Origin of the sequence: Enterococcus sp. 4E1_DIV0656, from assembly GCF_002140695.1 — a bacterium.
GTDB lineage: Bacteria > Bacillota > Bacilli > Lactobacillales > Enterococcaceae > Enterococcus_D > Enterococcus_D entomosocium.
This window is the reverse complement of the sequence record NZ_NGLF01000001.1, coordinates 1,108,298-1,127,414: the sequence shown is the minus strand read 5'-3', so window position 1 is coordinate 1,127,414 and position 19,117 is coordinate 1,108,298. Positions and strand designations below refer to the sequence as shown.

Below are 19,117 nucleotides of genomic sequence, written 5' to 3'. Positions count from 1 at the left end.
TTTCTATTGGATCACTAAATCCGTCACATAAACATCCTTGGCGATTTCTGATCCGTATTCCTGATTAATTGTTTCTTTCAATGCTTTTTTTAAATTCGGTACACTTTCGGCGGAGCTCAAAATACCGCTGGCCTTTTGTTGGCGCAATAAGTTTACGACGCTGTCACGAATGACAGCCACATTTTTCGTGGCTTCCGCGCTTTTTTCCTCATCCGCCACTAAAATCGATAAATTGACCTTCATGTATTGCTGCTCTTGGTTGTCTTCTTTTGCCAGATTGACTAAAAATTCATCCAATGCCACGATCGCTTCGTCTGAGGAGATTTTGCTGCTGTCTTTTGCTGTTTCAGCAGCTGCTGTTTTTTCCCCCGTCAAAAAGTGATTCGTCACTAAGGTTCCGCCGATACTGCCGCCGACTACCACGATCAAGAGGATCGGCAGTAAAACAACCATGTTCAAGCCTTTTTTCTCTTTTTCTGCTTTTGGTACTTTTTCTTCTTTTGCCATCTTTCCCACCCTTACGTTTTCACTTGGTTCGAATGGATCACCGTATGATACTCGATCACCCGCTGCGCAACTTCTTGCGCAGCTTCCGTCACCACTAAGGTTTTGCCGTCTGTCAGTGTGATCAATGTATCCGGCATTTCTTCGATCCGATAAATCAATGTTGGATTTAAATAGAATGGCTTGCCATTCAATGCGGTCACTAGAATCATGGTCAAACTCCTCTCAACGATGAAGCGTCACGTTCTTAACGTTTTAGATTCAATAATTCTTGCAGCATTTCATCAGAAGTCGTAATACTTCTTGAATTTGCTTGATAGGCACGGCTCGCAATGATCATTTCGGTAAATTCTGTCGAAAGATCGACATTCGACATTTCCAAGGCACCTGCTTGCAGCGTTCCCGCTCCATTATTGCCGGGGCCTGCAACGATCGCATTTCCTGAGTTGCTGGTTTGGATATAGTTGTTGCCGCCGACTTTTTCTAAGCCTTCTGGGTTATTGAAGGTTGCGACACCGACTTTTCCCATCACAAAGGTTTGATTGCCGTATTTTGCCAACACTAAGCCATTGGCATCGATTGCCATGGAGTTATAGGTCAAGGTTTCCCCATTGACGGTCAGTGTGCTTGGGATCGACAAGGGAGATACCGCACCTTGTCCGCTCAATGCCGTGTTTTCATCAAAGTTGTCATCATAGACAACTGGTTGACCGCCATTGACTGAACGACCTAAGACTTGCATCCCATCACTATTGGTCAAGGTTCCGTTGCTGTCGCGAACAAATGCGCCATCTCGTGTGTAATAGGTTTCGCCATTTGCTCCTGGTCCTTGTACCATAAAGTAGCCTTGTCCGCTGATATAAAAATCCATGCTGCGACCAGTCGATTGCGGGGCACCGACTGTATTGATGGTATCGATGGAGCCCGTCTGAACCCCTAAACCGATCTGCGTTGCATTGATCCCGCCTAAGCCGTTGCCTGGTGCAGTTGCGTTAGACATCGTTTGGCTCATCATGTCTTGGAAAAGGACTCTACTTGATTTGAACCCGACCGTATTGACGTTGGCGATATTATTTGAAACCACGTCCATTTTCGTTTGAAGATTTTTCATTCCACTGACACCTGAATATAATGATCGTAACATGCTTATTTTCCTCCTTATGGTTGGCGTATTTTCCTCTGTCATTCAGAAAATACTTGCAGCCCCTTTTCAGTCCAGCTGCTATTTGATAAATGTGGCGCTGTCAATATTGGTGACGGTGTGAAGCTCATTCATCCCCATCGCCGTAATGATGGTTCGTGAATGGACATCGGCGATCAAGCCCATATCTTTGTAAACAAGCAGTGATTCTTTGCTGCCTTTTTCCGCTAGCTCGCTAAGCGCCGTTGAAAGGGATTGGTAATCATCGTCTTGTAAGGTCAATTCCCTTGCGGTCAAACGCTTTTGCGCATGGTGCGAGACTTTGATGTCGTTTTGTTTTTGTTCAAGCATTGAAGAGAAGGCTTGTTTGTCCACGGCTTTGCGGGGATTTTGATAAGGCTCCCCGGCAACTTTTTGCAGCCCCTGTTGAATCGTCAAACTCATTTTGCTTCGCCGCCAATCTCTTGGATCGCACTCATACTGTATTCTTTGCCATTTACGACGATCGTGGCGTAGCCATTGGCAAAGCGGACCTTTTCGATGGTTCCTGACAATGTTTCTGTGCCGTCCATCAGAGTGACTTGTTTATTGATCAAGCTAAAAGCTTGCTGCTGTTGCTGTAAAATCACCGAGGTCGTCAACGTTTCGCTCAATTCATTCAAGCTCTCTAAGGTCGTAAATTGAACCAGTTGCGAGATATAGTCGGTGCTACCACCACCAGAAGAATCGCTGCCTCCCATCGATGGGTTGCTCATAGATGCTGCTAAGATCTTCAAAAAATCATCCATGGAGATATCTGAAGATTTTTTTGTTTGCGTTAATGCCGATGTATTGGCAATACCGGCCGCAGCTGCTGTAATTTCATCTGCCATAGGTCTCCTCCTTTACACTAAAATACTGATCGCATGATCGATCGGTGCTAATTGCTGCTCTTCTTCAACCGTATTGCTTTGATGAAATGGCTTTTTGCTTTGTCCTTTTTGAGCCTGTAAAAAACGCTGTTGGTTTAACTGACTGTCACTTGCCATCATACTGCCGGCAAAGGATTGATTTGACAGCGGACCAGCCTGCTGGACAGAAGCTAACGTAGGTTCTTTGATTGCTAGGATCGGCTGCTCTTGCTTTTGCAAAACTTGCTCTAGCTCATGCTTGATGGACAGCAATAATTCTTTGGCTTGCGGCTGCTGAACGGTCAGTTCTAAGCGGCTGCCTTGGGCATTCGTTTCTAGAGAAAGCTGGATCGTGCCTAATTTCTCGGGAACGAATTGCAACGTGATTTTTTTCTCGCTTGACGTGCTGCTCGTTTGGACGAGTTGGGCAGTCGCTTTTGCTAAGGGCAGAGCCGCTTGCTCCATACTCGCTTTTGTTGGCGCTAGTCCTTGCTTGCTCAAAAGGGGAGAAACATCAAGCAGTTGCAGTGCTGGTGTCGCCATTTCATTGTCGGTTATTGCCGAAAAAGCAATGGCTTGTGCAGAAACAGCTTCCGTATTTTTGGCGACTGTTTCCTTCGTGCTTTGCAAGGTGCTAGTCGTATCCGTCGCTTGGTGGGTCACTGGCGACACTTGATCCAATGGTCCCGTTTGGCCCAATTGAGCGGTCCCTTCGGTGGACTGTTTCAGCTGTGCTTCTGTCGTCTGCGCAATCGCGGCTTTTGTTACTGAATCGATTTCCTTGAAAGTCGCGATCCCTTTTGCCGTGGACTGCTCTTCGCCTACTAAGTCTTCTGGCAAAGGCGTTTCAAGCGTTGGTGCTGCGGCTTCACTTCTATCATTTGTCATCAAATCCAGACCTTCAAGCGTAGACTCGGAGGGGTCGATGACTGTGGTGGCTACGTCTATTGGTGCTAAAGCTGCTGTGGCGCTTGTTTGGTTCTGCTCCGTCGTTACCATTGATGCCTGTGCCGCTTCCTGAACCAAGCCTGCAAAAGGTGTCTGGCTGATCTGGCTCATTTCTGGCGCTTGCGTCGTTGCAGATTGTTCAGCTGCTGAAGTGATTTCTGACTCCTGCGGCAGATGTTCCTTACTGCTGGCCGTACCCATTTCTGGTGCGGCGGCGATTTGCTCCGTCATCCCTGATGTTTCGATAGGGGCTGGCAGGTTGCTGCCTGCTTGAACTGTCAGCTGTCGCATCATCAAACTGAAGACCTCTGGTGACGCCTCCATCTTTTTTGATTTGCTACCGACAGGTACAGCGGTTGCGGCACTTGTTGTGATCTCTTTCATTGTTCACCTCCTCTCAGCTGATGCTTTAAAACCAAGGTCATCTCATCACTAAAACATTAGTTCTTTAAGAAAATAAGGCGCGATTGCCGAACTCATCCAATTGTTTTTGCTCTTCCAATTGCTGTTCATAGGTGTATTCAGCAAATTGTTTTTCTCGCAGTTTTTCCACGATCTTGCGTTCCTGCTGCGCTTCTACCACTACCGATAAAGACTCTGCCAATTCTTGCTTCACGTGAAACATTTTGTTCTGAACCTCATCGATGGTGGCATTCAAAGCAAGCAAATAGCGTTGCTGCACTTGCATCCGCCCAATGGTCATTTCATTGACATCAAAAAGCTGGGCTTTTTCCTGTGCCAGCGTGTTCAGGTGCTGTTCTTGCTGAATCAACAATTGCTGTTTTTGGGCGTACGCTCGTTTGGCTTCTTGCTCAATGGTTTTTCGGTGATCCAATACTTTTTCTAAGGAAAAGTGAAATGCTTGCATGGTTGCTCCTTTATGATCTGTTTTACATGGTCGAACGCTGGCGCTCGATCAGCGCTTCTTCACTGAACAAATGCGCCAATTCAAAAATCGTTTGTTCAAATGGGATCCGCTCATCCACTTTTTGCTGTAAAAACCGTAGGATGGGGTGATGCAACGCGATCGCTTGGTCGGTCAACGCATTACTGCCGCTTTTGTAAGCACCGATATCGATCAAATCCTTGGCCTCTGCATAAACGGCCATGTTTTCTTTTAGTTCCCCCGCATGTTCATGCTGTTCCTCAGAAACGAGGGTCTTCATCAAACGGCTGAGGCTGTTTTGAATATCGATGGCAGGATAATGATTTTGAGCGGCGATTTTCCGTGACAACAGAATATGACCGTCAAGAATCCCCCGCACCGCATCAGCGATCGGTTCATTCATGTCATCACCTTCTACCAAGACGGTATAAAAGGCAGTGATCGAGCCTTTGTCAGACATCCCACTGCGCTCTAACAACTTCGGTAAAGCTGTAAACACAGAAGGGGTATAGCCTTTGGTCGTCGGTGGTTCACCTGTTGATAAACCGATCTCCCGCTGCGCCATCGCAAAACGGGTCACCGAATCCATCATCAATACGACTTTCTTGCCTTGATCGCGGTAATACTCAGCGATCGCCGTTGCCACATGAGCCCCTTTTAGTCGTACAAGAGGTGGCATATCGGAGGTAGCACAGACAACGACCGACTTGCGGTAGCCTTCTGGGCCTAGATCATTTTCAATAAATTCTTTGACTTCTCGTCCTCGCTCGCCGATCAAGCCGATCACGATGACATCTGCTTCGCAATAACGAGCCAGCATCCCCAATAAGGTACTCTTACCGACCCCGCTGCCAGCAAAAATGCCGATCCGTTGGCCAAGGCCGACGGTCAAAAGACCATCGATCGCCCGGACACCTGTCGGCATGATCTCAGCGATTTTTTGACGACGAAAGGGGTCAGGAGAATCTTGACTAACTGGATATTCTGACGCAGTTTCCAGATCCAGCGCCATATCTAACGGTCGCCCTAGTCCATCTAAGGTGTGCCCTAGCAGCGTATCATCGATTTTTACCGTCAACGATTTGCCAGTTGGCCGCACTAAACAGCCCGGTCCGATGCCTTCTAGCTGATCAAGGGGCATCAGGAGCACGGTTTTTTTCACAAAGCCCACGACTTCGGCTAAAGCTGTATGTGTCTTGTTTTGCAGTGCGACTTCACAGATTTCTCCTATGAAAACCGCCAACCCTTCGACTTTGATCAGCAGACCTACGACTTCGCTGACTTTGCCGTAAGTGGTAAAGAACGGCTGTGCTTGCGCTGTTTTGCGCAGCGCTGTGATCGGTAATTCAAACGTCATTCCTTCACACTGCTTTCTAAAAATCGGCTCAAAAAGCGAGCGATTTCTTCCCTCAGTTCAAAAACCACCAAGGCATTTTCAGATTCGATACAAAAATCGTGTTCCGCCAAGCCGTCATCTGCCATGAGTAAATAGCGAAACCCGCTGATCGTCTGTTTTTTGGTTTCCAACAATTCTCGCAACCCTGCAAGGTGCTGCTCTTGGCTGCGAATAGTCACAAATTGATCGGGTTGTTCAAATTGCCATAGCACAGACTCCACAAAAGGCAGGAAGCCTGCTTGCTCGTCTGTAAAACGTTGATTGATCAAGGCTTCGGCGATTGCCGTGCCGTAAGCGATCATTTCTTGCTTTTTCTCTGAGCGAAAGGTGTTGATTTCAGAAACGGCTTCAGCGACATTGGCTTGGGCTTGTGTCATCAATGCTTGCGCGGCTTCTTTGCTGGCATTGAGTCCTTCTTGATAGCCTTGTTGAAAGCCGTCTGCTTGTCCTGCTTGAAAGCCTTCCGTTCTCGCTTCTGCTAGAATTTGCGCCGCTTGCGCTTGTGCATCGGTCAAGATTTGCTGTTTCAAGGCTTCCATTTGCTGCAGATGCCGTTCCTGCTCCAACTGGCGTGCACGTCTAGCCGCTTGCAGTTCTGGGTCTAAGCTCGGTTTCTCAATCGGCGCTTTGATGGTCGTATCCGTCAAAATACTGCGAGCAGCTTCAGTCGTTTTGACCGCCTGCTGCTTCAATAAACTGCTATTTGACCACTGCATCTTGGTCGCCCCTTCCGATGTAGATCTCACCGGTTTCATCTAGCCGTCGAATCACAGCCACCACACTTTGTTGGGCTTCTTCTACAGCAGACAAGCGGGTAGGACCCATAAATTGAATTTCTTCTTGCAGATTTTCCACCGCCCGTGATGAGAGGTTGGAGAAAATAAAGTTCTTGATGTCGTCGGTCGTGCCTTTAAGCGCTAAGACTAAGACATCGTTTTGAACATCTCGCAAGACTTTTTGAACATCCAAGCGATCGAGGGTCACGATATCCTCGAAAGTAAACAAGCTTGATTTCACTTCGTTGGATAGTTCCGGTTGCCGCTTTTCCAAGTCGTTCAAAATGTTCTTTTCAGTACTGCGGCTGACTGAGTTCAAGATTTCTACCAGTGTATGCACACCACCGACATTTTCCGTATCGTTCTCAATGTAATTCGAGAATTTGTTCTCGATCACTTTTTCAATCCGTTCGATCACCAAAGGCGACGTACTGGAGATCGTCCCGATCCGTTCAGCGATCTCCACTTGCAAATGATCGGGAAACTGTGACAAGACGCTGGCCGCTTTGTCCGGCTGCATGTAGCACAAAATCAACGCTACCGTTTGTGGATGTTCGCCGATCAACAGATTGGTCAACTGTTGAACATCGGCTTTGCGAGCGATATTAAAGGGCCGTTCCCGCAGCTGAATCTGAGTCAATACGTCAATGACTTCTTTGGCTTTTTGAGGGCCTAATGCTTGGTTCAGCAAATTTTTGGCATAATCGATCCCGCCGTCTAAGACATATTTGCGGGCCGTTGCGGTATGAGAAAATTCCTCCAACACTTGATCCCGCTCTTCGGGACTGACAAAGTCGATGTTGGCGATCTCATAGCTCACTTTTTGTATAAATGATTCTGGCAGCAGCTTCATGATCTTTGCAGAGGTATCTGATCCTAGAGAAATCAGAAGAATCGCTGCTTTTTTTACCCCGTCTATTGTATCCATGGCTGCCCCCTTATTTTTCTTTCATCCAAGCTTTGATCAATTCCGCCGCTACTTCAGGATTGCTTTCGGCATAATTTCTAGCCGTTTGATCCAATGTTGGTTCTCCTGTATGTTCTGCTGTGGCTTCTTGTGTGGATGCTTCTGGCACCGCTGGTTTCGTTTCAGCAGACCGGTTGCCGACACCGCCAAAAACGACTTCTTGTGCAACTGGGTTACTCGCTCCGATGCTAGCAGCGGACGGTTGTGCAAAAGTGACCATTTCATCCGTCACATCCACTTCCAACTCGTCTTCTTTGCGTCGGCGTCGGATCACGCCAACGATCATTAAGATCACCAAGAACAAGGTCAACACGATACCGCCGATGATGGCATACTTGACATAACCTTTGGCAGCTGCAATCTGTTCATTCCCTTGAGGATCAGCGGCTGGATCAACCTCTGCTTGGGCAAAGTCAAACCCTTGGATCGCAATTTGATCGCCACGATCATTGTCATAGCCGACGGCGCTAGCAATCAACTGCTGCAATTCTGCTTGATCCGCTTGCGAAAGGTTCGCATTGATCACGATTGAGCTGGTCATTCGTTCGATCATGCCAGGAGCCGTAATGGTCGTAGTGGTCTCGGTATCCAATTCATTTTCAACGGAGCGACTGTAGGAATTGTTCCCCTCTCCATCCGTGCCCGTCACATTGGAGACATTGTCATCCACGGTCCCTGTTTGGGCTTCTTGGACGGTCCCTTGCGAACCAGCAGCCTGCACTGTTTCACTCTTGATCTCTGGGTCATCATAAGTGACTTTCTTCCGCTCGATCGAATCAAAATTCAAGTCTAAATTGATCGACACTTGGAATTTGTCTGCACCATAGATCGGTGTCAGCAACTTCGCTACTTTTTCTTCTAGCGTTTTTTCATAGGAATCTTTGATGGCAATGTATTTATTGTTTAAGCCACTTAATTGACTGGCTTCATCTTCGGTTCTAGTCAACGTATTGCCCGCGCTATCAACGACTTTTACATTTTCAGGCTTCAGCTTTTCCACTGCGCCGGAAGTCAAGGTAACGATCCCTTGCACGGACTCGTCTGAGATTTGCTGATTTTTCAAGGACAACACGATAGAGGCCGTCGGCGCACTTTCCTCCGAAGAAAAGACACTTTCTTCTGGCATCACGAGTAAAACTTTGGCGGATTTGACCGCATCGATCGACTCGATTGCTCGCTGTAGTTCGCCCGTTACTGCCCGCTGATACATGATTTTGCGGTCTTCATCCGTTGTCATCATGTTGGCATCATCAAATAATTCAAAGCCTGTACTGGTATTTGGTAACTTATTGTCCACGGCAAGATTGATGCGGTATTCATCGACTTGGTCCTTATCGATCAAAATAGTCGTCCCATTGTCGGCTAATTTGTAGGCGATCTGCTGTTCATCCAAATCCTTGCTGATCGTTCCCGCATCGGCATCGCTTAGATCCGTAAACAAGATACCGTATTCAATTCGCGTATTTAAATAATAAACAGCTGCTGTGATTCCGAGAACGCTGATAACGGAAAGAACAACGATCATTTTCTTTAAAGAGCTTTGCATTTGCCAACGATCTTTGAGTTGTTCTGTCCATTCTTTCACTTTATCCATCATTTATTCTTATTCCCTCACCCACTGCTAAAACTGCATATTTTTCACGTCATTGTAAGCTTCTAAACACTTGTTTCGTACTTGAACGGCTGTTTGTAGCGCCAATTGCGCCTCCGTCATGCGAATCATCACATTGCCTAGATCGCTTTCATCGCCGGTGATCAAATTAACAGTATCTTGATCCATGACCGCCGTTTTTTGATTCAACTGATCGACCGCATTGGTCAAGTAGGAAGAAAACTGGTTTTCCTTGGTGCCCACAACACTAGTCTCTTTTGAAGCAGCCCCCGTGCCTAGTGTCCGCAAAACGTTTTGGTAGTCTGTTAATCCTGTCGTTAAAAGTCCATCCATTTTCTCGTTACCCCTTTGATATTTCTAATGCTTTTTTCAAGATTGTTTTATTCATTTCTGAAGCAGAAACATTGGCTTCGTACGTTCGAACCGCTTGCAACATTGCCACCATTTCATCGGCAATATCCACATTTGATTGACCGACATATCCCTCAGCGTTGGCAGCGGGATTGGTAGGATCATAGGTCAGTTTTTCCGTCTCATCGGCAGCGATCCCCGTCACTTTGACACCGTATGTAGCCGGTGTTCCTTCACGACTATTTTTTAAATTTTCTGAAAAAAGAATACTCTTTTTTTGATAAGCCGCGGTTGTTTGTGTTTGATTTGTATTTACATTTGCGATATTGCTGGAGATCGTATCTAGTTTTAACCGTTCCAATGCTAGACCGCTCGCGTTGATCGTTAGTCCGTTAAATATACCCATTTGTTTTTCCTGCGCTTTCTATCAATTACTCAAGACAAGGTTCATCATTTGCAAGCGTCCGTTGACTTGTGCGGTCAATGCACTGTAATACAACCCATTGGCTGCTTGATCCAACATCTCTACCTCAAGATCCACGTTATTGCCGTTGTCTTTGATACTGGTAGTTGCATTTTCAGTGATTTTCGGTTTTACTTGAGAAACTGACGCTTCTGTTACAGCGTCGGTCCCTGACGAAGCGAGTGCCTGCTTTAATTCGCTTTCAAACACGATGCGTTTTGCTTTGTACCCATCCGTGTTGACATTAGCGATATTAGACGAAATCAATTCTGCGCGTTGTGCAGAAACGTTCATAGCTGTTTTTAATAAATCATAGGTATCCAACAATAATTGCTCCTTCCACCTTCTGTACCAAACGTTTTTTTCATCGATGGAACAGAAACAAATATATTTATTTATTTTTTTGTTATAGATTAAAAAAACAAGAAGACGTGATGTCATTATAGTAGAATTATTTTTATTTTACAATTTGATTTTTGCAACTTTACGGATATGACATTTAAGTTACAGACGTGTTATGTTATTTGTTAAACACTGTTTCATCGCAATTTCGTCCCCAGTTATAAAAAGCAAACGATCGATATAAAGCGTTTTACAAGCATATCTATGCCTTTTGATCAAAATCAGTTTTTTGATAAAAAAAACAAGCATTATTCGAAAAATTGATTAAAAAATTTTCATTTGTGCCTGATGACATGACAAACCCTGAGAAGCGCTTCACGAAAAAAAACGGTACCATCTATAAATATTCACAAAAATTGCAAGCTGTACCATTTCAACAATTTGACGAAACTTGTCAAAAAAAGAACAAAAAAAGGAGAAACAGAAAATTTATTTTAGTTATTTTTTGGATTATTTTTTTTTGCTATTAAGAATGATTTTAATTCACCGATAAAATAAATGAGGGTTTAAAACCTGGAAATAGAATTTAGGAGGACGCAACAAATGGATTTTTTCTTGCTGATCGGTATTATTTTAGGATTGATATCTGTGGTGGTTGGGATGATTGTAAAAGGTGCCAATGTGGCCGTTTTGATCAATCCGGCAGCCGCGATTATCATTTTCGTCGGTGTGATCGCAGCCGTTATCAATTCATTTCCCAGCAGTGATATCAAAAAAATCCCGAAGATCTTCGGCGTTCTGCTGAAAAATAAAGAATACGACTTAAAAACAACCATCAATACCATCGTTGAATTAGCTAACCAAGCTCGGCGCGATGGCCTACTATCTCTTGAAGGTGCTATCCAAAACTTAGAAGATCCTTTTTTAAAAAAGGGCTTGGAAATGGTGGTGGATGGCATCGCTGCCGAACAGATCCAAGAAATCATGGAAAATGAGATCTATGGGATCGAAGAACGGCATCGCATCGGCTCGGCTATTTTTAAAACCGCCGGCACGAGTTCCCCGACCTTAGGGGTGTTAGGAGCCGTGATCGGGCTGATAGGGGCGCTAGGCAATTTAGAGGATGTAGAAGCACTGGGTCATATGATCTCGGCGGCTTTTGTGGCGACCCTTTATGGTATTTTCTTCGGTTATGTGCTGTTCATTCCTTTTAGCTCACGATTAACTTTGAAATCGGAGCAAGAAGTCCAAATGATGTCGATCATCGTTGAAGGAGTCTTAGCGATCCAAGCCGGACAATCGCCGAAAAGTATTGAGAAAAAATTATACAGCTTGATCGATCCGAAAAAACGGCAAGAACAATTATAAAGGGTGAAGCGACATGAAGCGAAAAAAGAAACATGAAGAACATGTAGACGAAGCGTGGCTTTTGCCTTACTCGGATATGTTGACCTTGCTGCTGGCCTTATTCATCGTCATGTTTGCCATGGCGAAAGTCGATGATGAGAAGTTTCAAGAAATCCGAAGCGAATTCGGCACCATCCTTTCCAGCCACCACAGCAACGCCTCCGTCATCGGGTCAGTGATCGATATGGGCGAGACCACGCCGCGAAAAAAAGCCGCCACTTCTGCCGAAGCACAAGCGCAAGAAGCAGCGGTCCGGACCCAACTGGAAAATCAGCAGCTAGAAAAAATCAGCGACCAGCTGTCACAAGAACTCGCCGCTTCTGGCTTAAAAGACCAGACAGAAGTCCGCTTGGAATCCGATGGCTTGCATATCACGCTAGCCAGCAGCATCTTGTTTGCCTCTGGTAGCGCCGAGATCACGGACACCACTCGTCAGTCACTGGATCTACTATCGGACTCACTGAAAAAACTAAAAGCCAACAAAATCGTGATCGCCGGGCATACCGATAACGTACCGGAAAAAGGCAATGGCCGCTACCAATCTAACTGGGATCTTAGTTCCGCTCGTGCGATTACCGTTATGGAATACTTCATCAGCAAAGGCGCCGTTTTAGAAAAAAATGCTGCCATCCAAGCCTTTGCCGATACCGAACCGAAAGCCGATAACAACACCCCACAAGGCCGCTCGGAAAACCGCCGCGTGGAGATGATCATCCAGCGGACCGAAACGACACAATAGCCCGTAATAAGGTTTTATAAATATCATTATGAAAAGCCAAGATGAGCAACATTCGTCTTGGCTTTTTTGTAGTCTCCTCCTCAACAAACAAAAATCACTCATCAGCCATTCTTGCGAATAGCTGATGAGTGATTTTTTTGCTTGATTTATTTCTCCACTTCAAAACGATTGGTCAATCGCTTCAACTCTTCTGCAATGTCTCTGAGGTCTGCCACATGGTTGGTAAATTCATCCATGGTTGCCAAGACTTCTTCTGCATTTGCGGAAACTTCTTGTGTGCCAGCGGCATTTTCTTCCGTTGATGCGGAAATGTTTTCTAAGTTTTCCAGTACACTGTTTTGAATATTTTCGATACGGGCACTGGCTGCTTCAATATGATGGATGCCTTCGATCATATAGCTGCTGCGTTGGAAAACTTCTTTTGAAGATGAGATCGCTTCTTTGATCAAGTTGGTTTGGCGAACGCCGCCTTTGACAGACGCCGACGTTTGTTTGACCATTTGACTAGACTGCTCACGAATTTCTTCAATGATCGCTTCGATTTCTTTGGTAGAAGCTTTGCTTTGTTCCGCCAATTTACGGATCTCAGCAGCCACGACGGCAAAGCCTTTGCCAGACTCGCCAGCACTTGCGGCTTCGATCGATGCATTCAAGGCTAGCAAGTTGGTTTGGTAAGAAATATCGTTGATGACCCCAATGATCGAGTTGATATTTTGGATACTATCATTCATTCCCGTCATATTCGACATCAAGCGCTCCATCTGTGCCAACTCTTGTCGCCAACTGTCATCGACTTGATCCATGATCGTTAAGTTTTCTTGATTGATCTTCGTAGATTCTTGCGACTTGCTGCTCATGCCGCCAACATTTTCTCGTAATTCTTTCACGACTTGCGAAAGGTTTTGCATTTGGGACACGCTGTATTCTGTTTCTTGGGCTTGAGCACCGGTCACTTCAGCAATACCCGTAATGGTTTGAGAGACTTCTTCTGTCGCAATATTGGTTTGTTTTGACAATTCTAATAAAGAATCCGACATTCCTGCGACACTGTTGCTTTCTTTTTGTACTTTTTGGATCAATGCACCCGTGCCTTCGATCATCACATTGTAATTGTCCGCCATTTGCTGGATCTCATTGCCTGCTTTGTCTGGATAAACAACTCGGCGTGCCCATTGATCCCATGTCCATTTTTCGCCTTTGGCTCTTTTGGTTTTGCTCATCTTCTCTAGTTTGCCTTCACCGACTTTTCTAAAGTAGCGATTGAAGCAATCGATGATCGCTGCGACTACTTTGATCGCGGCATACGAAACCAGTCCTACAAAGAGCAGCATCAAGATCGTAACGATAATCGTGGTGCGGACTAACGCCCCTAACTCTTTGTCTAGATCACTAGCTTTGACTTCGGAGTACGCCCAAACATTGGAATCAGCAGACTTGTCATACAACACATCATTGACTTTATTCGAGTCGCCTAAGCCAACCATGCCTGTCGGATCTTTGGCGTCTTTGATTTTTTGGAACACTTCTTCTTCTTTGATATTCTTACCGATTTGCTTGGTATTTTTTGAGGTCACGATGACCCCAGATTCTGAAACTAAGGTGACATTCCCAGTCCGCCCTACGGTAAAGGAAGACAAGATGTTTTGAATGCTTTCATAGGAAACATCGACGCTTAAAACCCCCACTTGATTATGGGAATTTTTGACCCGGATCGAAGCCGACGTCACAAATTGATTCGACACCGTATCTAAATAAGGTGCTGTCCAATACACTTCTCCTTCGGCTTTTACAGCCCCTTTGTACCACGGCCGAATTGTGGGTTTATAGTCATCCGGTAAGGGATTGAAGGTCACATACTCATCATCTTCTGTCCCAAAAGTTACTGCTAAGAAGCTGTTGCTCCCAGCAATCGCTAAAGAAAGATCTGAACGGATACGTCCCATGCTGAATTCTGTTTTCATCGCTGGCAGTTCAGCCATTGATTTCAATTTGCTTTCCGTCGATCGGCGCAAACTCTTTTCTTCCGCCAAGATCAAATTGACGGCACTTTCTTTGTTCAAATCATTTCGTTCAATCAATAAGTTCTTGGTGGTTAGATAGGAACTTGTCAGCATGACAATGATCGGGATCCCCGCAACCAGCATCAAGGTGATCATCACATAAATTCCTATCGTCTTTTTTCTTTTTTTCACAACTGTGCCACTCCTTCATTTCCAATTTCACACGATCCACTGAAGACTCGTCCGTAGACGACCCTTAGTAAGGATAATCGGTCATTTCTTTGAATATTTAAGAGGATTCATTGTCAGAAACGGCTGCAAGCGCATTTTCTTTTTTGCTAAGGCTTACGGTTGCTGTTGTAACGAATAGAAAAGCTCCTCAGTCATCAAGGAGCGTTGCGACTGCATAAAAATAGCCAGCACGGAAGTTTCCGCACTGGCTGTAAGGTCCCTTTAATAGGACCGCTTCTATTGCCTATAATTCTTTGATGACGGCTTTTTCTTCCGCCGTCAAAGCGAAATCAAAGAGCGCTAAATTTTCGGCTTGATGTTTTTCTGAATGGGATTTCGGAATCACGATCACCCCACGCTCGATTTGGTAACGCAAGACCACTTGGCTCCAGTTTTTTTGATGCGCTTCCCCGATTTGGGTCAAGGTTTCCCGTGCCGCTTCCGAAATCCGGGAAAGCGGACCCCAGGCTTCTGGAACTACCTGATTGTCTAAGGAATACGAGATGATCGCATCATTCCACTTGCCTGGATGCGATTCGATCTGATTGACCGCTGGTTTGATCCGACTGTTTGCCAATAAATAGCTGAGTTCTTCTTCTTGGAAATTGGACACCCCGATTGCTTTTAAGACTCCTTTATCGACATAAGCCTCAAGAACCGCCCAGACAGCGGCGATCTCTGCCAAGTTGTCCCACGGATGATGGATCAAATAAAGATTGATCGATTCCGTCTGCAAGGCTGCTAAACTCGCTTCGACAGACGCTTTCACGGCAGCTGCATCTTGCGTATGCTCTGGTTTGCCAGGAATCTTAGAAGTCAGGAAAAATTCGCTGCGGTCAATCCCGCTTTCCTTGATGGCTTTGCCAACCACGGCTTCGTTGCGGTAAGAAATCGCCGTATCAAAATGCCGATACCCAAGCTTGATGGCAGTCAATAGCTCTGTCGTATCATCATTGATCGCACCTTGGTATTCTCGGTTTTCTTTCCCAAATGTATTCGTCCCGCTGCCGATCACTGGAATCTGAATGCCGGTATTCAATTCAATCGTTTCCATGCTGCTTCCCCCTTTGTGTTGTTTCTAGTCTATCAAAAAAGCAGGAGTAAGGGGAAGAAAAACTCTTATTGCCGCTAAAAAACGGGGAAAAGCACAAAACGCATGTTCAAGCAGCCCCTCCTCCGTTATACTGAGGGTAAGATACGAAACACCCAAATAAGGAGGGTTACTTTTGAAAAAAACACTGTTTTTTCTTTGTGGATCACTGACATTCGGTTTAGGTACTTTAGGAATATTTTTGCCTTTCTTACCTACAACCGTCTTTTACTTGCTGACGGCTTATTTCTGGCTGCGGAGTTCCGATACCTATTATCAACGCTTAGTTCAATCAGAAAATTATCAAAAATACATTGAAAAACCACTCGTACAAAAACAGCTGAGCACCAAGGCAATGGTTCGGATGTTTGCCATGATGCTGGTAGTCTTTGCAATTCCTGCACTGCTGATCCCTAATCTGCTGGTACGTTTCGTCCTCGCTGCCATCTACCTCGCCCATGTCATTGGGATCACTTGGTATTTAAAAGGACGCAAACCTGCGATCCAAAAAACGGATCAGCCCCTGTAAGGACAAAGCTGTACGTACACACCGTAATCCACCAAGCAAGTGAACCTTGCTAGTGGACTGCGGTGTATTTTTTCTCCTATTTTAGCGGGTGCTCACTGACGCCTCTTCGATGATGGGGGCTGATTGGGCGATCGCTAACCAAGCAGCAGGGATCCGGTATGGGGAACAAGAAACATAGTCGATGCCGATCTCTCGCAAAAACGCAATAGAATAGGGATCGCTGCCGACTTCGCCACAAACACCGATCGAGTGCTCTGGCTGCCGATCTCTTACGCCGGCGATCGCTTGACGCATCAACGCGCCAACACCTACCTGATCTAAGTGCTGGTAAGGATCTTCTTGTAAGATCCCCGACTGCAAATAGGCTTGGATAAAGCTGCCGGCATCATCCCGCGAAAAGCCAAAGGTCATTTGGGTCAAGTCATTGGTACCAAAACTAAAGAACGCCGCCTCTTCAGCACACTCCCCAGCAATCAAGCACGCTCTAGGCGTCTCGATCATCATCCCGATCTCGATGTGCAACGGTTGCTGAAGGGTTGCTTCTTCTTGAGCGATCACCTGTGTCAACGTCGCTTTCAACACCTGCAGCTCTGCGGGCAAACTGATCAGGGGCAATAAGATCGCCGCCTCTACCTCGACTCCTTGCTGCCGCAACTCCACAGCCGCTTCACAAATCGCCGCTGTTTGCATTTCATAAATTTCTGGATAGCTGAGTCCTAAACGGCTGCCGCGATGCCCCATCATAGGATTGACCTCTTGCAGTTCGTCAATTCGCCGCTCGATCACTGCCAATGATTTTTTACTGCGGCGGGCCATCTCAAGGCGTTCATGCTCATGGGGCAAGAATTCATGGAGTGGTGGATCTAATAACCGAATCGTGCATTTCTTTCCTTGCGCGGCCTGCAGCATTTCTTGGAAATCGGCTTTTTGATAAGCCTTGATCTCAGCCAAAGCCGCCAATCGTTCCGCCTTCGTTTCTGCCAAGATGACTTCCCGCATTTTCCACAAACGCGCTTCCCCAAAAAACATATGCTCCGTCCGTGCTAAGCCGATGCCCGCTGCACCAAAGGCCAGCGCAGCCTCAATGTCATTTTTCGTTTCCGCATTTGCGTAAACCTTTAGATCTGCCTGGGCTTGTGCCCACGTCAAAAGCTGATCCAGCAAAACCCGCTCCTGTACACTGGTCATAGGCAGCTGCCCTTGATACAGTTTGCCAGTGCTGCCGTCTACGGAAAGTACGTCACCTTCTTCAATCCACAGCTCGCCGCAGCGGGCCTGTTTCAAAAATGCATCGACACTTAATGCCTCGCACCCTACCACACAGCAGACCCCCAGACCACGGGCGACCACCGCCGCATGAGAAGTCATCCCCCCACGAGCGGTAATGATCGCTTCACTCACCACCATGCCTTCAATATCTTCAGGTGAGGTTTCCTGCCGCAGCAGCAGGACTTTTTCTCCTGTGCGGCTGGCTTTTTCCGCCGCCTCTGCAGTGAAATAGACATGTCCTGAAGCTGCCCCTGGACTAGCCGGCAAGCCCTGCGCAAAAGCTTCGGCTTGCTGCAAGGCTTCGGGGGCAAATAACGGGTGCAACAATTGATCGATCATTTCTGGTGTGATTCGGTCTAAGGCTTGCCTGATGGTGATCCGACCTTCTGCGACCATATCCGTTGCAATTTGCGCTGCCGCAGCGGCGGTTCGTTTGCCGTTTCTTGTTTGCAAGACAAACAACTGGCCGTCATCGATGGTAAATTCAATGTCTTGCATGTCTTGATAGTGATCCTCCAACCCCTCAGCCAGTTGCTTTAGTTCCTGATAAATCACAGGATGTTGTTGCGCCAACGCTTGGATCGGTTGTGGTGTACGAATGCCAGCAACCACATCTTCCCCTTGAGCACACACTAGAAATTCGCCGAAAAGTCCCGGTTCCCCGGTTGCTGGATTGCGGGTGAAGGCGACACCCGTCCCACTATTTATCCCGCTGTTGCCAAAAACCATTTCTTGAATCGTTACGGCAGTCCCTAGATCGTCAGGGATCCGATGGAGGGAACGGTAGGTCTTAGCCCGTGGGTTGTTCCATGAGCGAAAAACTGCCGTGATGGCTGCCAATAATTGCTGAAACGGGTCTTGGGGAAACGCTTCTTGGGTATGTTCCATATAAATACTTTGAAACACGCGGCAGATCATTTGCCAGTCATTGCCGGTCATCATTTGGTCTGACACATAATTCTGCCGTTTCTTATAATCTGTCAAATAGGCTTCAAAGTGTTCTTTTGCTACACCTTTCACCACATCCCCATACATCTGGATCAAACGGCGGTAACAATCATAAGCAAAGACGGGGTCCCCCGTCTGCTGAGCCAATCCTTGGACGGTTTCATCATTCAACCCAAGATTTAAAATCGTATCCATCATCCCTGGCATGGAAAACTTGGCACCACTGCGGACAGAAACCAATAACGGCGACTGCAGTCCGCCAAATGTTTTGTTCCTGCGGACTGCCAATTCTTCGATGGCAGCTTTGACTTGCTTGATGATCGCCTCAGGAAGAACCTGTTCTTCTAAATAGGTCAGGCAAATGGTGGACGGGACGATAAATCCCTGAGGAACAGGCAAACCCAAATTGGTCATCTCCGCAAGATTTGCCCCTTTCCCGCCTAATAATGCTTTTTGCTCTTTCGTGCCTTCTGAAAACCATACGACTGCTTTTTCCATCATGTTCCTCCTTTTAAATGTTATATACTATTTCGTTTGATTAGCAGTATATAGTATGACACATTTAATCGTCAAGCCAAAAAAAGAAAACTTTTAAGGGATTTATCCTTTTTAAAAGAGAAGGATTGCC

The 19,117-nt window shown here is 46.2% G+C and carries 20 protein-coding genes; 3 read left to right on the top strand and 17 right to left on the bottom strand.

Translation table 11 applies throughout. The features are described from left to right. Positions 1-3: 3 nt before the first annotated feature. The 14 genes from fliL to flgB all read right to left on the bottom strand — a co-directional run bounded on the left by fliL (position 4) and on the right by flgB (position 10,261). Positions 4-507 (bottom strand): flagellar basal body-associated protein FliL, encoded by a 504-nt coding sequence (fliL, locus tag A5882_RS05315; RefSeq protein WP_008376623.1) that lies wholly within the window; start codon positions 505-507, stop codon positions 4-6. A gap of 11 nt (positions 508-518) precedes the next feature. After that, positions 519-716, bottom strand: coding sequence for a flagellar FlbD family protein (locus A5882_RS05310; protein WP_005226609.1), 198 nt, complete (start codon positions 714-716; stop codon positions 519-521). A gap of 35 nt (positions 717-751) precedes the next feature. Further along, positions 752-1,648 carry a flagellar hook-basal body complex protein gene (locus A5882_RS05305; protein ID WP_005232786.1) on the bottom strand — a complete coding sequence of 299 codons (897 nt, stop codon included), beginning with the start codon at positions 1,646-1,648 and terminating at the stop codon, positions 752-754. Between the two features lie 78 nt (positions 1,649-1,726). Continuing rightward, the gene (locus A5882_RS05300) at positions 1,727-2,089 is read right to left on the bottom strand and encodes a hypothetical protein (RefSeq protein ID WP_005232787.1); all 363 of its coding nucleotides are present in this window, start codon (positions 2,087-2,089) and stop codon (positions 1,727-1,729) included. Beyond that, complete coding sequence (locus A5882_RS05295) at positions 2,086-2,517, bottom strand: flagellar hook capping FlgD N-terminal domain-containing protein (protein ID WP_003129052.1); 432 nt, start codon at positions 2,515-2,517, stop codon at positions 2,086-2,088. The genes A5882_RS05300 and A5882_RS05295 overlap by 4 nt, the downstream gene beginning before the upstream one ends. A 12-nt stretch (positions 2,518-2,529) precedes the next feature. Beyond that, complete coding sequence (locus A5882_RS05290) at positions 2,530-3,867, bottom strand: flagellar hook-length control protein FliK (RefSeq protein ID WP_086372510.1); 1,338 nt, start codon at positions 3,865-3,867, stop codon at positions 2,530-2,532. Between the two features lie 64 nt (positions 3,868-3,931). Then, entirely contained in the window at positions 3,932-4,351 is a 420-nt protein-coding gene (fliJ, locus tag A5882_RS05285; RefSeq protein WP_005232789.1) for a flagellar export protein FliJ, read from the bottom strand. A 22-nt stretch (positions 4,352-4,373) separates the two neighbouring features. Then, positions 4,374-5,726, bottom strand: a complete 1,353-nt coding sequence (gene fliI, locus A5882_RS05280) for a flagellar protein export ATPase FliI (RefSeq protein WP_005232790.1) — start codon at positions 5,724-5,726, stop codon at positions 4,374-4,376. After that, complete coding sequence (locus A5882_RS05275; RefSeq protein WP_086372509.1) at positions 5,723-6,481, bottom strand: hypothetical protein; 759 nt, start codon at positions 6,479-6,481, stop codon at positions 5,723-5,725. The genes fliI and A5882_RS05275 overlap by 4 nt, the downstream gene beginning before the upstream one ends. After that, positions 6,465-7,469: a flagellar motor switch protein FliG gene (gene fliG, locus A5882_RS05270; RefSeq protein WP_005226586.1), complete on the bottom strand. Its 1,005-nt coding sequence runs from the start codon at positions 7,467-7,469 to the stop codon at positions 6,465-6,467. Before fliG ends, A5882_RS05275 begins: the two co-directional genes overlap by 17 nt. 10 nt (positions 7,470-7,479) lie before the next feature. After that, a complete protein-coding gene (gene fliF / locus A5882_RS05265) occupies positions 7,480-9,102 on the bottom strand; it encodes a flagellar basal-body MS-ring/collar protein FliF (protein WP_050790974.1) in 1,623 nt (540 codons plus the stop codon). 27 nt (positions 9,103-9,129) lie between these two features. Then, positions 9,130-9,453, bottom strand: coding sequence for a flagellar hook-basal body complex protein FliE (gene fliE, locus A5882_RS05260; protein WP_016611614.1), 324 nt, complete (start codon positions 9,451-9,453; stop codon positions 9,130-9,132). Between the two features lie 7 nt (positions 9,454-9,460). Further along, the gene (gene flgC / locus A5882_RS05255) at positions 9,461-9,877 is read right to left on the bottom strand and encodes a flagellar basal body rod protein FlgC (protein WP_005232807.1); all 417 of its coding nucleotides are present in this window, start codon (positions 9,875-9,877) and stop codon (positions 9,461-9,463) included. A gap of 21 nt (positions 9,878-9,898) precedes the next feature. Then, complete coding sequence (flgB, locus tag A5882_RS05250) at positions 9,899-10,261, bottom strand: flagellar basal body rod protein FlgB (RefSeq protein ID WP_008376628.1); 363 nt, start codon at positions 10,259-10,261, stop codon at positions 9,899-9,901. A 618-nt stretch (positions 10,262-10,879) separates the two neighbouring features. On the opposite strand from flgB, the gene motA reads away from it, so the two are divergent. Both motA and A5882_RS05235 read left to right on the top strand, forming a co-directional pair. Further along, positions 10,880-11,644 carry a flagellar motor stator protein MotA gene (gene motA, locus A5882_RS05240; protein WP_005232810.1) on the top strand — a complete coding sequence of 255 codons (765 nt, stop codon included), beginning with the start codon at positions 10,880-10,882 and terminating at the stop codon, positions 11,642-11,644. A gap of 13 nt (positions 11,645-11,657) precedes the next feature. Continuing rightward, positions 11,658-12,422, top strand: coding sequence for a flagellar motor protein MotB (locus tag A5882_RS05235; protein WP_008376629.1), 765 nt, complete (start codon positions 11,658-11,660; stop codon positions 12,420-12,422). A gap of 146 nt (positions 12,423-12,568) precedes the next feature. Here the strand turns inward: A5882_RS05235 and A5882_RS05230 are convergent, their stop codons facing one another. Together A5882_RS05230 and A5882_RS05225 are read right to left on the bottom strand one after the other, a co-directional pair. Then, on the bottom strand, positions 12,569-14,614 hold the full coding sequence (locus A5882_RS05230; RefSeq protein WP_061053549.1) for a methyl-accepting chemotaxis protein: 2,046 nt from the start codon (positions 14,612-14,614) through the stop codon (positions 12,569-12,571). A 283-nt stretch (positions 14,615-14,897) separates the two neighbouring features. Continuing rightward, on the bottom strand, positions 14,898-15,707 hold the full coding sequence (locus A5882_RS05225) for an aldo/keto reductase (RefSeq protein WP_086372507.1): 810 nt from the start codon (positions 15,705-15,707) through the stop codon (positions 14,898-14,900). A gap of 172 nt (positions 15,708-15,879) precedes the next feature. On the opposite strand from A5882_RS05225, the gene A5882_RS05220 reads away from it, so the two are divergent. Beyond that, on the top strand, positions 15,880-16,272 hold the full coding sequence (locus A5882_RS05220; RefSeq protein ID WP_005232815.1) for a YbaN family protein: 393 nt from the start codon (positions 15,880-15,882) through the stop codon (positions 16,270-16,272). An 81-nt stretch (positions 16,273-16,353) separates the two neighbouring features. Here A5882_RS05220 and ppdK read toward each other — a convergent pair whose 3' ends face one another. Continuing rightward, positions 16,354-18,987, bottom strand: a complete 2,634-nt coding sequence (gene ppdK / locus A5882_RS05215) for a pyruvate, phosphate dikinase (protein ID WP_086372506.1) — start codon at positions 18,985-18,987, stop codon at positions 16,354-16,356. Between the last annotated feature and the right edge of the window lie 130 nt (positions 18,988-19,117).

What these genes read in the sequence shown, in the direction of transcription:
- fliL (WP_008376623.1), bottom strand. Translation starts at nt 507, where the DNA reads ATGGCAAAAGAAGAAAAAGTACCAAAAGCAGAAAAAGAGAAAAAAGGC.
- A5882_RS05310 (WP_005226609.1), bottom strand. Translation starts at nt 716, where the DNA reads ATGATTCTAGTGACCGCATTGAATGGCAAGCCATTCTATTTAAATCCA.
- A5882_RS05305 (WP_005232786.1), bottom strand. Translation starts at nt 1,648, where the DNA reads ATGTTACGATCATTATATTCAGGTGTCAGTGGAATGAAAAATCTTCAA.
- A5882_RS05300 (WP_005232787.1), bottom strand. Translation starts at nt 2,089, where the DNA reads ATGAGTTTGACGATTCAACAGGGGCTGCAAAAAGTTGCCGGGGAGCCT.
- A5882_RS05295 (WP_003129052.1), bottom strand. Translation starts at nt 2,517, where the DNA reads ATGGCAGATGAAATTACAGCAGCTGCGGCCGGTATTGCCAATACATCG.
- A5882_RS05290 (WP_086372510.1), bottom strand. Translation starts at nt 3,867, where the DNA reads ATGAAAGAGATCACAACAAGTGCCGCAACCGCTGTACCTGTCGGTAGC.
- fliJ (WP_005232789.1), bottom strand. Translation starts at nt 4,351, where the DNA reads ATGCAAGCATTTCACTTTTCCTTAGAAAAAGTATTGGATCACCGAAAA.
- fliI (WP_005232790.1), bottom strand. Translation starts at nt 5,726, where the DNA reads ATGACGTTTGAATTACCGATCACAGCGCTGCGCAAAACAGCGCAAGCA.
- A5882_RS05275 (WP_086372509.1), bottom strand. Translation starts at nt 6,481, where the DNA reads ATGCAGTGGTCAAATAGCAGTTTATTGAAGCAGCAGGCGGTCAAAACG.
- fliG (WP_005226586.1), bottom strand. Translation starts at nt 7,469, where the DNA reads ATGGATACAATAGACGGGGTAAAAAAAGCAGCGATTCTTCTGATTTCT.
- fliF (WP_050790974.1), bottom strand. Translation starts at nt 9,102, where the DNA reads ATGGATAAAGTGAAAGAATGGACAGAACAACTCAAAGATCGTTGGCAA.
- fliE (WP_016611614.1), bottom strand. Translation starts at nt 9,453, where the DNA reads ATGGATGGACTTTTAACGACAGGATTAACAGACTACCAAAACGTTTTG.
- flgC (WP_005232807.1), bottom strand. Translation starts at nt 9,877, where the DNA reads ATGGGTATATTTAACGGACTAACGATCAACGCGAGCGGTCTAGCATTG.
- motA (WP_005232810.1), top strand. Translation starts at nt 10,880, where the DNA reads ATGGATTTTTTCTTGCTGATCGGTATTATTTTAGGATTGATATCTGTG.
- A5882_RS05235 (WP_008376629.1), top strand. Translation starts at nt 11,658, where the DNA reads ATGAAGCGAAAAAAGAAACATGAAGAACATGTAGACGAAGCGTGGCTT.
- A5882_RS05225 (WP_086372507.1), bottom strand. Translation starts at nt 15,707, where the DNA reads ATGGAAACGATTGAATTGAATACCGGCATTCAGATTCCAGTGATCGGC.
- ppdK (WP_086372506.1), bottom strand. Translation starts at nt 18,987, where the DNA reads ATGGAAAAAGCAGTCGTATGGTTTTCAGAAGGCACGAAAGAGCAAAAA.